The sequence below is a fragment of the Asticcacaulis sp. P2_C5 genome (assembly GCF_056404555.1).
The window spans coordinates 17,138-31,569 of the sequence record NZ_JBFUDU010000020.1 but is presented as its reverse complement, the minus strand read 5'-3'; the positions used below and the strand labels follow the sequence as shown (position 1 = coordinate 31,569).

Here is a 14,432-nt window from a genome sequence, read left to right as displayed (position 1 = left end):
TTGCAACCGAAACACCGCCTAACCGGGTCTGGCCACCGTCAACTGGGCCGACCCGATGTGCCAGCGCAACTGCGCTGCCGACGCGCCGTCGACGCCGTTAACGCGGCGAACCGTGTAGTCGCCCTTAAACTGCTGGCGTGTCCCGTTATCGAGGGTCGCATCGACCACAACAGGCACGGTCTGATAGATCGAGCCCGCTGCGCCTTCCGCCGGTTCAAGCTTTCCGATCGTCACATGCGTCGACTTGGTATGGGCAAATCCCGCCGTGAAGGTCGCCAGTGTCTGGTTAGGGGCGCCGCCCTCCCCCCATTGCTGCCAGGCCGTCTCGTAATCATGCGCGTTCAGTGCGGAATAGTAGCGAAGGATAACGGCCGCGGCCGCTTCCGAGCTTTTCGGTGCCGGTGTACAGCCAGGCATCGGCGATCCCTGGCCATCGAACAGGGCGCAACTGCGGGCGATCTCATCGTCGATCATCGCACAACTGTTGGCGACATTGCACGGCGGATGGGTCGCCGGCGAGACATTGCGACATATCTTGGCGCGCGCTTCCGCTGCCGTTGCGCCAAGCTCATCAGCGCAGGATGTCGGCGTGAAGGCAACGGCGCTCACCGTCGACTCGGCGGAGGCAACCGGCGTCGGGACCTGGTCTGTGGCCAATGACTCGCTGGATTGATCACCGGGCGATGTCGCTGCCGGTTTGGAGGCATCGCAGGCGAAAAGCCCGAGGACGGACAAACAGCCCACGACCGCCAATACAGGTGAAAAACGCTGCGCCATGAGTGTCTCCGAGGACGTTACCAGTCGGCCAACTACTGTCGAATAGGCAGATAAAATACAATAGGTTTCCGCCGCTCCCCAAGGCCCAATAGAAAAGAGCTGAGACCGTAGGCCCCAGCTCCTTTGGTATTTCTCGTGGCGCGGAGCCGATAGCTCGCTGTGAGCCGGCGAAACAGGCTGGCTTGCGAGACACGAAGCGGAGCGTACTCAAGTACGTGAGCATCGTATCGCAGCAAGACGGCCCGTTGCAGCCGCTCACAGTAGAGCTATCAGTAGCGAACGCGCAGGGTGACGCCATAGGTCTTCGGCGTACCGAGGAAGGCATCATAGGTGTTGCTGTCCTTGGCGACGTCATAATAGGTGCCGGGGTTGGAACCACCCGACTGGACCGTCGACTGGAAGCCCGTCCCTTGCAGCGGCGCATTGAGCACGACCTGACGATAGTTGACGTCGGTCATGTTCTGGCCCCACACTTCCACAGTCCACTTGCGGTCGGCAGCGCCGATGCCAAAGCGGCCGTTGACCAGGGTATAGGCCTCCTGCAGCTTGAACGGGATCAGGTCGGAACCGGTATTGTATTCTGAAGAATACTTGGCCGTGACGCTGGCGCTGGCGCGCAGGTCGCCGAAATCGTGGTTCCAGCTGACCGAGGTTGACGACGTCCACTTGGGTGCGAACGACATCTGCGAACCCGGCAGCAGCGACAGGCCCGGGAAGTGCGCCGGGTTGTCGAGATCGGCCGCCGCGAACTGGCCGTACTTGGTGTCGGCATAGGACACCCCACCCTGAATCGTCAGACCGGTGATCGGCGTGCGCCACATAAAGTCGGCGTCGAAGCCCTTCGAGCTCACTTCCGGGATCGACTCGACCACAAAGGCCGTCCCCAGGAAGGTGTTGAGCTGGAAGTTCTCATAACGCTGATCGAACAGGGTCAGGTTGGCCATCAGCTTGTCGCCGAACAGCGTGCTCTTGATACCCAGTTCGTAGGAGTCGACCGTTTCCGGCGCGAACCACAGGCTCGAATCCGGCGTGATGCCGGTCTGGGCGCGGTCCAGGTTGAAACCGCCGGCCTTGTAGCCCTTGGCATACGAACCGTAGACCATGACGTTTTCCGACAGGTGATACGACAGCTTCGCGGTACCCGAGAGATTGCTGTCGCTGTTGTCGAAGGCGACACGGCGATTGCCACCGACCGCGGTGCTCGAGAACTGGAAGTTGGCCCAGAACGGACACATGGCGCCGACCAGGGTCGGGGCCTTGCCTGCCAGGATAGCACCAACCCAGTACGGGTTGGCACCGGCGCCGACGGCGGCCGGACCGCTGCCGCCATTGGCGGTCAGCAGGGCGCCGGCTGTCTGATAGCGCGTCACGGCCGCGAGACAGGCCGCACCACCGTCCGAATTGGTGTAAAGCGCGGTCATCTTCTTGGTTTCGTGCGTGTAGCGCAGGCCGACCGTCAGTTCCAGTTGATCCGTGACCTTCCACGAATCGTTGGTGAAGAAGGCGTAGCTCTCGTCGCTCTGCGTATAGTGGTCGCGCGCCTGGGCGCCAGGCGTGTAGTGCTGGGCGCCCGTGACGCCGCTGCCATTGGTGCTGGTCAGCTTGGCGACAAAGGTAGGATCCTGCGTGCCCAGAACCTGCGACGACAGCAGCAGGCCCAGATAGGGTTCATAGGCCGAGCCATAGACGTAGGAGTCGTTGCGGCTCAGATCTTCCTTGACGAAGAAGCCACCGACCAGCCAGTTCAGCCTGTCAGTCGCGCCGGCCAGGCGAACTTCCTGGGTAAAGGTCTTGAAGCGCGCGTTAAAGTCGCCATTGTCCTTGCGGTACAGGATATCGGCGCCGGTATAGTCGATGTCCTGGCCGTTGGTCGCCTTCCAGTCACGGCCGCCCGTAATCAAGGTCAGGGTCGAGTCGAAGAAGCCCGGCAGCTTGACATTGGCTTCGACGCTGACGCCACCGTCGCGCACCACCTGATGGGTGTCGCGGTTGGCATAGGCAAGACGCGCTTCCGGATCGGCCGTTGCGGCTACACCATGGCCGCCCGCCAGGGCGTTGACCGCCGCTGCGGTCGGGCCGGTACGGGTCTGCACGGCGACGCAGCAATATTCATCACGGTGGGAATAGTCGCCGATGACGCGGATATCGATATTGTCGTTCGGCACGAACAGCAGCTGGCCACGGACCGTCTGAAAATTCTGGTCCTGGTCGGCCTTCAGGGTGCGCGGGCCGACGCCGGTATCGACATCGGTATAGCCGTCACGTTCGCGCGACGCGATATACAGGCGGCCGGCGACCTCGTCGGTGATCGGGCCGGTGACCGAAGCGGCATAGCCCTTGGCGCCGTAATTGCCGAAAGTCGCTTCGCCGTCGGCGCCAAAGGTGAATTGCGGCTTCTTGGTGATGATATTGATGACGCCGGCCGAGGTATTCTTGCCGAACAGCGTGCCCTGGGGTCCTTTCAGGACTTCAATGCGCTCCATTTCACCAAGGTCTTCGAAGCCGACGCCGTTGCGCGGACGGTACACGCCATCGATCACGATACCGACCGACGATTCCAGACCGGGATTGTCACCGACCGTGCCGACGCCGCGGATGCGGGCGGTCGTCAGGGTCTCGTTCTGTGTCGAGGTGACGGTCAGGCCCGGCGTCAGGATCTGCATGTCCTTGATGTCGTGCACGCCGGCGTCCTGCAACTGCTTGGCCGACAGGGTGGTGACGGCGATCGGCACGTCCTGCAGACGCTGGGCGCGCTTTTGTGCCGTAACAATGACAGTGACGGTGTCTTCGGCCGGCTTGGCCGCGTCCTGGGCCTGGGCGGCCCCTGCGCTCAGCGCTCCGGCACTCAGGGCGACTCCCGCGGCACCGGCCATGAGGAGAGCAAGACGGCGAATCTTGAGTAATTGTGTGGCGTTTTGCATTTCTTTCCCTTAGGTAAATTTCGTCTCTGCTTGAAGTTTTTTGTTATGTCTTCAGGATCAGGCACGCGCCATAAAAAGCGGTGCTATGATTACTTTTTCCTGTAGCACATGACGTGCACGGAAACAAATAATCAATAAGTCTATACTGCGTCGCACAACCAATAACCTGTTGCCGGCTGGCTTCACGGGAAGCCGGCGATCGGCCCGTCCGCGATCAAATTCACTTGGCATTGAAAAACCTGACTTATTCTCGGCCTGCCGCAGCGGAAGGTTGCGTATAGCGCAAAATTGCTGCGCCTGCGCAAGTCTATCGCATTGCCCCAAGGACAACACGCGTTTTCATAACGTTTTGATCCACAAATTCGCTTGATCAGGACGTAGAACCGCCTGAAATCAGGCTCATTGTGAAGCCTATGCCGCATAAAAGACACACCCCCTGCGGCGATGATGGCGGACTGCGCCTGCCGAGGCGCCAGAATCCGGCCACGGCCTGAGGAAGTCGCGTAAAACGCCGCAAGACTTTCATGGGCGATTTGTACAAGGCCCTTGCACCGGCCAAGCGAAAGCGGCAGGTGTAGGGGCGAATTCGTCCGGAGAGCCTTCATGCCCCGCCACATGCCTGCCGCTGTCGTCACACTTGCTTCCCTTGTCCTTTTGACGGGCTGCGCCAATCCGAACATTCCGGATTTCATGGTCGAGGGCCGCCTGCCCGACTTCGCCGGCAAGGGACACGACAAAGACCAAGAGAATGTCCCGCCGCCTGCGCCAGTTCTGGCCGAGGCTCCGCCAGCGCCACCACCAGCGCCTCTCGCCGCCAAACCGGCGCCCAAGCCTGTGGCACAGCCGGCGCCTGCCGCGCCTGCGTCGGTGCCGGTAGCGCCTGCGGCCGTCAAGGCGGCGCCACAGCCTGCTCCGGAAGCGCCCCGGATGGCCGCAACCCCTGCCCCCCGACAAAAGCCGTCCCGTCCCGAAAAGGTAAAACGCGGCTGGTTCCATGCCGACCCGACTCCGGAGCCTGTCATCACCGGCGGCTTTTCACCGGTGACCGACAAGGCGACAATCAGCCATGTCACCGACTTTGCCATGAGCGCCGCACCCAACGGCTACCTGCTGAAGTCGGTCAAGTCCATGAAGGGCCAGGTCGTCGCCGGCATGAATTACGAACTGTGCCTGCGCGTCCGCACGCCCGGCCACGAGTCGAGCTGGATTCGCCAGCGCCTGGTCAAGGCCGTCGTCTGGCAACATCCCGACCAGACCCTGGAACTGACGTCGTGGAACGAGGTTGAGACCTGCGAGTGAGCCTTTACCGCCCCGCTCCGCGCCTGCTCGCGTCCGGCCTGGTCCTCCATGACGCGGTCACGGCCGCCGATTTCCCGCAAACCGTCCTGCGCTATCGTAACGATCGCGCCGCCGTAGAGGTCGGACTCGACGGCCTGTCCGATGCCGACTGGCTGCGCCATTTCGGCCGTTTCGAGCCCTTGACCGACAATCAGCCGGTCCCTCTGGCCCTGCGCTATCATGGCCATCAGTTTCGCCATTACAATCCCGATCTCGGTGACGGCCGTGGCTTCCTCTTTGCCCAGTTGCTCGACGACAAGGACCGTTTGCTCGATCTCGGCACCAAGGGCTCGGGCCAGACGCCATGGTCGCGCGGCGGTGACGGCCGTCTGACCCTGAAGGGTGGCGTGCGCGAGGTCCTGGCCACCGCCATGCTGGAAGCCCTGGGTGTGCCGACCTCGCGCTCGTTCTCACTGATTGAAACCGGCGAAGCGCTGATGCGCGGCGACGAGCCGTCACCGACGCGTTCCTCGGTCCTGGTCCGCCTCAGCCATAGCCATATCCGCTTTGGCACGTTCGAGCGCCCGGCCTATCACGGCGACGCCGAGACCATGCGTGACCTCGTGACCTTCGTCATCGCCAACTATTATCCCGATGCCGGCGACGCCGCAGGCCTGTTCGACGCTGCGGTGCGCAGTTCGGCGCGGTTGGCTGCGAAGTGGATGGCCGCCGGCTTTGTGCATGGCGTGCTCAATACTGACAATATGAACATCACGGGCGAAAGCTTCGACTACGGCCCCTACCGCTTCCTGCCGTTTTACGATCCGAACTTCACCGCGGCCTATTTCGACCATTCCGGCCTTTACGCCTATGGCCGCCAGCCCGATGCTGTGCTGTGGAACCTGGGCCAGCTGGGCCGCTCACTGACCCTGATCACCGATAGCGAGCCATTGGTGGCCAGTTTCAACGCCTATGCCGAACATTATGACCGCGAACTGGGCCTGGCTTTGTGTGTGCGGCTAAACCTGACACCACTGGCCGACAATCAGGCCCTCATAGACGCCCTGTTTGCGTTGATGCGCGATCTAAACTTCGACGGCGGCTTTGAGGGCTTGTTCTACGACTGGTTCGGAGGCGCAGCCAGCCAATCGCGCGCCTTGAACGGCCCGCGTACCTCTCACTATAGCGGCGAAGCGTTTGCGGCTTTCCGAACGGTGCTGACCGATTACGAAACCGACGATGCGACCAAGCTTGACCATCCGCGTTTTACCGGACCTGGTCCTGAAACCCTGCTGATTGATGAGATCGAAGCCATCTGGGCCGATATAGCCAGCGGCGACGACTGGACGCAGCTTTTAGCCAAACTCGACGCCATAGAGAAATATCGACAAGCCTTGGGTCTAACGTCCTGACATTTTGCCCAAGCCGATGCTTTTATTAGATTTCCCCACAGATTGGCACAGATTTACACAGATTAGGAAGGTTGATTGGGCGAAGTGCTTCGCGCGTCATTCAATTGCTGGCAGAGCCTGAGGTTCAAGCCATAAAGCTGAAAATCTGTGCTAATCTGTGGGCAAGCCTTAGAGATGGCTTACCAGTATGCGGATGGGCTAAGCCTGTTCTGAGCGTTCACGACGGATAAAGTTGATCAGCGCCGTTTCCAGGGCGTCGCGGGCACCGTCGGCGTCTATATAGGCATACAGCCATGACTTTTCGCCCGGGGTGATCTGCGCATCGACACGCGCCGCGGCTTCATCCTGCGCTTCGAATACCTTCGACGACAGGCGCGGATCGGTACGGCGGCCGAACACCCGGCCGGCAAAACGGCCCAGGCTGACGCTGGTATCGGCCATATAGGCGTCGAGCCCGGCCTGGTCTTCGCGGCTCAGCGGCGTGTAGTCGGCATGGGCCATCAGGTGATTGCCGACGCCCTTGACGAACAGGTCTGGCCACGACGTCGCGTAACCGGCATTCAGCGTGGCATCCTTAACTCGGAACAGCATTTCGGCCTCGGCGCGGCTGACGACATAGCCACCGTCACCGGCCTGGGCGAAGATGATCCGGCGCAGCAGTTCGACCTCTGTGGCATTGATCGTGCCTTTGTCGAGGGCGCCGCCATTGACGTACAGGCCGGTCTGGCGCGTCGGCCCTTCGCCGCTCAGCACGCAGGCTTCGATCTGGCGCAGGGCATAGGCCTTCAGGCTTGGCGGCACGGCGGTGGCGATTTCCAGCACCTTGACCAGCAGTTCCAGTTCAGCCAGCGAGTCGACGCGGCCGTCCTTGTCGATCCAGTCCATCAGCCACTGGGCATTGGCTTCGTCGACATAGCCCTGCGGCGTTTGCTGATGTACCAGAAAGTCGCCCATGACCTCGACGAAATAGTCGACCCATTCCGGCGCGCGCAGATGGCAGGCCGTGTTCAACGCCATCAGGGCGTCGGCCTCGTCGCGATTGACCGCCCCGTCATGCCAGACCAGCCGGCGCAGGGCCAGAACGTCTTCGGCGCCGATTTCGGCACGATGGGTCAGGGTGGCGGCGAGGTCAGCCAAGGCTTGCGGTTGGGCAACGGTCATGTCGGGTTCCTTCGGATTTGACGCGGAAACCTTACCAGACAAGCGTTAAGGTTTGGTCGCCGAGGCCCGAAACCTGAATTTCTTGTAATTAGGCGAAGCAAACGGTGGGGTTTAGGCTGCGGTTCGGGAGGAACTGTCATGAAAATCCTGATCCTGGCGGCTGTTCTGGTTGCGTCCCCTGCCCTCGCCGACCCGCCACCGTCGCCTTTGCCGCAACCGGTCGCCGACGGTATCTGGCTGATCCCCGGCAGTTTTCCACAAGGCCGCCAGCCAGACGGCAATACGGTCGTCTTTCAGGGTAAGAGCGGCCTTATCGTCATGGATACCGGCCGCCACACCTGGCATCGTCAGGCGATCATCGACTTCGCCCACACACAGAACCTGCCCGTCACCGCCCTGATCAACAGCCACTGGCATCTCGACCACACCAGCGGTAATCGCGACCTGAAGGCGCTGTGGCCCGAGGCTAAGCTCTATACCGGGACGGCGGTCATTGCATGGGGCCGCGACCACTTCGCCAAGGGCATCGCCAGTTCGCAGGCCTATCTCGACACCGGCCAGGCGCCACCCGACCTGGCCGAGGATATCCGCGGCGATATCGTGACACGCCAGCATCCCGAAGCGCTGTTACCCGATGTGCCGGTCACGGACTCGCAGATGCGCGATATCGATGGCCGCCCATTGGATATCCGACTGGCGCCCCATGCCGCGACCGACGGCGATGTCTGGGTCTATGATCCGCAAAGCCATGTGGTCGCAGCCGGTGACCTGATCACCCTGCCCGTGCCGTTTCTCGATACGGCCTGCGTCGACGGCTGGAAAGCTGGCCTGGATGCCATATCTGCGACCGACTTTACCCTGGTTATTCCCGGTCATGGCGCGCCGATGACGCGAGCGCAGTTTGAAGGTTATCGCACGGCTTTTGGCGCCTATGTCGACTGCGCCCATGGCAATCGGGCGGCGACGGACTGCGCCGCGGACTGGTTGAAAGCTTCGGCGGAGCGGCGCGCCCCGGAAGCGCCGGACGATGCCCGCGCCACGGAGATGGCCGGAGAGTATGTCGATCTGCTGCGTCAGAACGGTGGTGACAGCGCCTTTTGCACGACGGGTTGAACTCTACAACACCGAACAGTTGGTCAATTGGCTGAAATGCTCCAGCGCGTAGCCACCGACCACGCTCGTGCCGAAGCGGTCCAGTTCCGGCGACCACACCGCCACCGCCGCCTGACCCGGCACGATCGCCACGATCCCCCCGCCAACGCCGCTCTTGGCCGGCAGTCCGACGCGATAGGCGAAGGATCCAACCGAATCGTAGATGCCGCAGGTCAGCAGCAGCGCATTCAGCCGCCGCGTCAGGCGTTGCGGAAAAATAGTCTCCTCGACGACCGGTGAAAACCCGCCGGCGGCCAGCGGCAGGGCGGCGCGCGCCAGTTGCCGGCAGTTGATCGTTATTGCGCATTGGCGACAATAGGCCTCGATCACCGTTTCCGCATCGTGGCTGATGGTGCCGAAACTGCGCATCAAACTGGCTATGGCGCGGTTCTTGTGCGCGGTTTCCAGCTCGGACACCGCGACGTCTTCGTCAATGGCCAGTTCGGCAGCGCTCAACACACCCATGAAGTCGCGCACCAGGCCGTCGGGCTCGCGCACCACGTCAAGCAGGATATCGGTCACCGCCAGGGCGCCGGCATTTATGAACGGATTGCGCGGCACGCCCTCTTCCTGCTCCAACTGCGACAGGTAGTTGAATGGCGTCCCGGATGGCTCCTTGCCGACACGGGTCCATACCTCGTCGCCGATCCGGTTCAACGCCAAGCCCAGGGCGAACAGCTTGGTGATGCTCTGGGCCGAGAAGGGTTCGTCGGCATCACCGACGGCGTACTCGTCACCCTTGACCGTACATACCGCCATGCCGAACTTACCCGGATCGACGCCGGCCAGTTGCGGGATATATTGCGCGGTCCGGCCCTTGCCGAAATGCGGCCGCACCAGGACGGCGACCTCGGTCAGAACGTCGGCAAGGGAAATCGACTCTTTCATAACCGGCTTATGTCAAGCGCCGCGCCACGGCGTCAACCGCGGAATCCAGCGCGGAACGGCTTTTTTATAGACGTCGTAGGTGACGCCGAATTGGCGCTGCAGCGCCGGTTCCTCGTACAGAACGACGAACAGGTGACAAACGGCAACAAAGCCAGCGCCGTACAGTCCGACCCACAGATTGGCGAGCAGCAGGGCCTGGCCGAAAATAACCGCGGCGACCGCGACATACATCGGATTGCGCGTATATCGGTATAGCCCGGTCACGATCAGGCTTTGGGTCGGCGCGACCGGCGCCGGCGTCCCCAGCCCCTCGACGGCGAAGCGGCGAAACGAATCGATCAATCCCGGCAAGGCCAGCACGATCAGGGCCGCGCCGAGATAACGGATCTGGTCGGGTGCGCGGTTCATCGTCCAACCGCTGATCCACCAAGGGATCAGCCCACCCATGACGCACGGCGCCAGCACGAAAAACAGCGCCGATCCGGCGATGGAAGCCAGACGCGACATGTCAGGTCAGCACATCCAGAACCAGCTTGGCGATATCGGCGATGACCTTGTTCTTGCCCTCGTCGTCCAGTGTACCGCCTGTGGTGAAGATGGTCAGGAAGATCGGGCCGCGCGTCTTGCTGTCGGCCTGGGGCGGCCAGATCACCGCGACGTCATTGACCTCACCATTGCCGGTCCCAGTCTTGTCGCCGGCGATCCAGCCGGCCAAAACGCTGGCGCGGATGCGTTTCGCGCCGGTGGTCGTCGCCACCATCCAGGTCTTCAACTGCTCCAAACTGGCCGGCTTCAGCGCCGTGCCGGTATAGACCGTCTGCAGAAGCTGCGTCATCGCTTCCGGCGTGGTGGTATCACGCGGATCACCGGCGATATTGGTGTTGAGTTCCGGTTCCGCGCGGTCGAAGCGCGTCACCTTGTCGCCCAGGCCGCGCACGAAGGCCGTCAGGCCCGCCGGTCCGCCGACCAGCGGCAACAGCAGATTGGCCGCTGTATTGTCGCTTTGCGACACCGCCGCCCCGCACAACTCGCCGATCGTGAGATGACCATCCGCCACGTGCTTTTCGGCCACGGGCGCCCATTCCAGCAGGTCGGCCTTGGTATAGGGAACCGCCTGCGCCAGGCTCAGCTTGCCGGCATCGACGTGAGCCAGGATCGCGGCGGCCAGCACCCATTTGAACACCGAGCACATGGCGAAACGTTCGTCGGACGAGACCGACAGACGCGCTGCCGTAGCGTGATCGACGGCGGAGACGCCGATGCGGCCGCCGTGTCGCTTCTGAATCTCGATCATGCCGCCGGCAAAATCGACCGCCGCGGCGACCTTGCCGCTGCAACCGGCCAGGGGCGCCAAAGCCAAGCCTGCACCCCATCCGGCGATCACGCTCCGCCGCGACAACATTATTGCTTTTCCACCGTATGACGCTTCAGCCAGTCGAACACTGTCGCGTGCCATTTCATCGAATTCTGCGGCTTCAGCACCCAGTGGTTTTCATCCGGAAAGCGGAGGAATTCCGATTCGACGCCCTGGCGCTGCAGGGCGGTGAAGGTGGCGATGCCCTGCCCCGGCACAACGCGGAAGTCCTTGTCCGAATGGACGACCAGTTGCGGCACCGACCAATCCTTGGCGTGCAAAGCCGGATTGAATTGATCCATCTTGGCCATGTTGGTGTAGGGCACCCCGCCATTATCCCATTCCGAGAACCACAGTTCCTCGGTTTCTTCGGCCATGGTTCGCGTATCGAACAGTCCGTCATGTTCGACCAGGCACTTCCACGGTTCTTTCCAGTTGCCGGCGATCCAGTTGATCATGTAGCCACCGTAGGATGCTCCCAGGGCGCAGGCGCGATCTGCATCGAGGAACTTGTATTGGCCCAGCGCCGCCGCCCAGCCCTTTTGCAGGTCTTCCAGAGGCCGGTCGCCCCAATGTTCGGAAATCGAATCGGTAAAGGCCTGGCCGTAGCCGGTCGAGCCGTGGAAATCGATCATCACCACCGCATAGCCTTCACCGGCATAGGTTTCCGGATTCCAGCGATAGGACCACGAATCGCCGAACGAGCCTTGCGGTCCGCCGTGGATCAGGAAGGCGACCGGATAGGTCTTGCCCTCTACATAGTTGGCAGGCTTGACGACATAGCCATAGACCGTTTCGTCGTTCCAGCCCTTGAAGCTGAACTGTTCATATTGGCCCATCGCCCAGGTCTTCAGGCCGGGATTGAGGCCGGTCAGGTTGCGGGCGCCCATGTCGATATACATCGCCTTGGAATTGGCCAGATACAGCTGGGCCGGAGAATTCATGGCGCTTTTCAGGAAGACCATGCCTGCCGCGCTCTCGGCAAAGGCGTCGATATGGCCGGACTGCGATTGCGCCATCACCTTTCCGGTCTTGATGTCGACGCGGAACAGGCGTTGCAGCCCGACATCACCAGCGGTGACCAGCAGGCTCTTGCCATCCTTGGCCCACTTGATGTCGTCGACGCTACGGTCCCAGTCCGTCGCCACCGCGGTCACGACGCCGGTCTTCAGGTCGCGCAGATAGATACCGAAACGGTCGGCCTCGAAGCCCGGGCGCTTCATGGCCTTATAGGCCAGGGTCTTGCCGTCGGGCGAGACACGCGGGCTGGTGTCCCACGCCTTGTTGTCGGGCGTCAGGTCGATGGCGGCGCCGCCGCTGATCGGCACGGCATAGAGGTCGAAATTGGTGCTCCACGGTTCGGATGTGCCAGCCTCACGGGCGGAGAAGAAGACGACCTTGCTGTCGGGTGACACGGTGAATTCGGCCTCGTCGCCGAACGGCTTCGACGGCACATCGCCGTCATAGCCATCGGTCAGGGCAATCGCCGCTGAACCATCGAAGCCCTGATAAAACAGGTGGTTACGTGTGCCGTCAGCCCATGTATCCCAGTGACGGACGAACAGCTTGGTATAGACCACGCCCGAGGACTTGTTCGCCTTGGCCTCAGCCTGTTTCTTGACCGTGCAGTCGATCTCCATGCCCTTGCATTCAGGGAAGACGGCCAGGGCCACGACCACGCCCTTACCGTCCGGGCTTGGCTGATAGGCCTGGACATCGAGCGGCAGGCTGGTCACCTGGGTGGCGGCGGCCCCGGTCACGTCGGTCTTCCATACCTGGTCGCTGCCCGAACGCGACGAGACAAAATAGAGCGTCTTGCCGTCGGGCGACCATTGCGGATTGGTCGCGCCGCCTTCGGAAATCGCCAGCCTGCGTTCGGCCGTATCTGCGCCGCTCAGATCCTTGATCCAGATCGCATTGACGCCCTTGTTCTTGTCCATATCGGTGGCGCGGACCTGGAAGGCGGCATGTGTCCCAGTGCTGTCGACGGTAAGCGCGCTCAACCGGTCCAGCATCAGCATGTCTTTGTAGGTGAAGGGCACCGTGTCGGCATGGGCGGCGCCGGTCAGCGCCAGAACCGACACGGACGCAGCCAGGCAAAGAGCGGAAATCTTGGGAAATTTGGACATGGGGAACCGTCACAGGTGTTACGAACTGCCCTGTTAAAGACCCCTTTGACGCCTGTGTCGAGCACCGAACGGCGTTATTGCTAATTTTTAATATCCACGCGATTAGCTAAGCTGTTGCGTATTCGGCTGCCAAAAGCTTGCGCAGCGACTCCATGGCGAGCATGGTTTGCTTCGGCAACTTCATGCGGAACATCGGCGTCATCAGCTTGGCGATAAAGGAGTTGGGCTTGATCTCGATCCTGTGGGTCAAACGCGTACCGGTGTCGCTTGGCTCCATGCGGAAGTCGACCGCGACCTGCATCATCTTGTCATAGTATTTGTAAGACAGCAGCCTGTCCTCTTCCTGGGCGACGATAACCCCGTCCATCAGGCCGTGTTTCCCCGCCTCGCAATAGGCATAACGCAGCTTGTCGCCGACCTTGTTGGGTCCGGTCCCCTGCTTGGCGAGGCCCTCACAGCGATTAAGCCACAAAGGCACCTTCTTGTAGTCGTCCAACAGGGCGAAAACCTCATGCGGCGTCTGCGGCAAATCTATGCTGTGCTCGAACGCGATGGTCATGCTGTACCTCTCACCAAAGCGGAATTTGACAATATCGTGACGAAAGAGCCTAGCATAGCAACAAAAACACACAAGTGACTCATGACCCAATCGCCAAAGCGTCTGCTCGACCTCTATCTGATCCGCTATATCCGGCAAAAGCCGCAACTTTTGCTCGCCGTGGCCGTGGGAATCGCCGCCTGGGCCGTGGCGGAATATCTGACGCGGCTGCAGCCCGTGCCCGCAATTCTGATCGGGTGGAACGGCTTCACCATCACCTATCTGGCGCTGGGGTGGCACGGCATGTTGCGGGCGGATCACCAGGCCATTATGGACCATGCCCATCTTTATGACGACGGCGAGCATCTGGTGCTTCTGTTGTCGATCGTCGCCGCCATCCTCAGCCAGGTGTCGATCATCGCCATGCTGGCGCCCGTGCCGCACCTGACCCAGACCATCAAGGCCTTCCACACCCTGCTCGCCGTGATCACCCTGGCGACCTCATGGATGTTTATCCATACCGCCTTCGCCTTTCACTACGCCCACGGCTATTACATCCATGGTGAACCGACGAAGACGCCGCGTCTGATCTTTCCCGGCGACACCCAGCCGGTCTATTCCGACTTCCTGTATTTTGCCTTTGTCATCGGCACATCGGGCCAGACGGCCGACGTGGCATTTGCCTGTACTGCCATGCGCAAGGTGGGCTTGCTGCACTGTGTGGTGGCCTATCTGTTCAACGCCGCGGTCCTGGGCCTGACGGTCAATATCGCCGCCGCACTGATTTCCGGAAATTAAATTGCCGCGGCGTGTAACCGAATG

General features: G+C 61.6%; 12 protein-coding genes. 4 read left to right on the top strand and 8 right to left on the bottom strand.

Features of this window, described 5'->3' with window-relative positions:
• Positions 1-18 precede the first annotated feature (18 nt).
• Together AC1DXO_RS24725 and AC1DXO_RS24720 are read right to left on the bottom strand one after the other, a co-directional pair.
• Positions 19-777, bottom strand: a complete 759-nt coding sequence (locus tag AC1DXO_RS24725) for a hypothetical protein (RefSeq protein WP_476980881.1) — start codon at positions 775-777, stop codon at positions 19-21.
• A gap of 269 nt (positions 778-1,046) precedes the next feature.
• On the bottom strand, positions 1,047-3,698 hold the full coding sequence (locus AC1DXO_RS24720) for a TonB-dependent receptor (protein WP_476980880.1): 2,652 nt from the start codon (positions 3,696-3,698) through the stop codon (positions 1,047-1,049).
• 603 nt (positions 3,699-4,301) lie between these two features.
• On the opposite strand from AC1DXO_RS24720, the gene AC1DXO_RS24715 reads away from it, so the two are divergent.
• Positions 4,302-4,997, top strand: a complete 696-nt coding sequence (locus tag AC1DXO_RS24715; protein ID WP_476980879.1) for a cystatin family protein — start codon at positions 4,302-4,304, stop codon at positions 4,995-4,997.
• A complete protein-coding gene (locus tag AC1DXO_RS24710) occupies positions 4,994-6,388 on the top strand; it encodes a protein adenylyltransferase SelO family protein (protein ID WP_476980878.1) in 1,395 nt (464 codons plus the stop codon). Before AC1DXO_RS24715 ends, AC1DXO_RS24710 begins: the two co-directional genes overlap by 4 nt.
• A 198-nt stretch (positions 6,389-6,586) precedes the next feature.
• Here AC1DXO_RS24710 and AC1DXO_RS24705 read toward each other — a convergent pair whose 3' ends face one another.
• Positions 6,587-7,549: a hypothetical protein gene (locus AC1DXO_RS24705; protein WP_476980877.1), complete on the bottom strand. Its 963-nt coding sequence runs from the start codon at positions 7,547-7,549 to the stop codon at positions 6,587-6,589.
• 138 nt (positions 7,550-7,687) lie between these two features.
• On the opposite strand from AC1DXO_RS24705, the gene AC1DXO_RS24700 reads away from it, so the two are divergent.
• Positions 7,688-8,662 (top strand): MBL fold metallo-hydrolase, encoded by a 975-nt coding sequence (locus AC1DXO_RS24700; RefSeq protein WP_476980876.1) that lies wholly within the window; start codon positions 7,688-7,690, stop codon positions 8,660-8,662.
• A 3-nt stretch (positions 8,663-8,665) separates the two neighbouring features.
• Here AC1DXO_RS24700 and AC1DXO_RS24695 read toward each other — a convergent pair whose 3' ends face one another.
• From AC1DXO_RS24695 to AC1DXO_RS24675, 5 genes are all read right to left on the bottom strand, one after another.
• A complete protein-coding gene (locus AC1DXO_RS24695; RefSeq protein ID WP_476980875.1) occupies positions 8,666-9,589 on the bottom strand; it encodes a glutaminase in 924 nt (307 codons plus the stop codon).
• Between the two features lie 12 nt (positions 9,590-9,601).
• On the bottom strand, positions 9,602-10,096 hold the full coding sequence (locus AC1DXO_RS24690) for a methyltransferase family protein (protein ID WP_476980874.1): 495 nt from the start codon (positions 10,094-10,096) through the stop codon (positions 9,602-9,604).
• Between the two features lies 1 nt (position 10,097).
• On the bottom strand, positions 10,098-10,991 hold the full coding sequence (gene bla / locus AC1DXO_RS24685) for a class A beta-lactamase (RefSeq protein ID WP_476980873.1): 894 nt from the start codon (positions 10,989-10,991) through the stop codon (positions 10,098-10,100).
• Entirely contained in the window at positions 10,991-13,072 is a 2,082-nt protein-coding gene (locus tag AC1DXO_RS24680; RefSeq protein ID WP_476980872.1) for a dipeptidyl-peptidase 5, read from the bottom strand. The genes bla and AC1DXO_RS24680 overlap by 1 nt, the downstream gene beginning before the upstream one ends.
• A 106-nt stretch (positions 13,073-13,178) precedes the next feature.
• Entirely contained in the window at positions 13,179-13,631 is a 453-nt protein-coding gene (locus tag AC1DXO_RS24675; RefSeq protein ID WP_476980871.1) for an SRPBCC family protein, read from the bottom strand.
• An 81-nt stretch (positions 13,632-13,712) separates the two neighbouring features.
• Here AC1DXO_RS24675 and AC1DXO_RS24670 point away from each other — a divergent pair, with 81 nt between their 5' ends.
• Complete coding sequence (locus AC1DXO_RS24670) at positions 13,713-14,408, top strand: DUF1345 domain-containing protein (RefSeq protein WP_476980870.1); 696 nt, start codon at positions 13,713-13,715, stop codon at positions 14,406-14,408.
• The last annotated feature ends 24 nt before the right edge of the window (positions 14,409-14,432 follow it).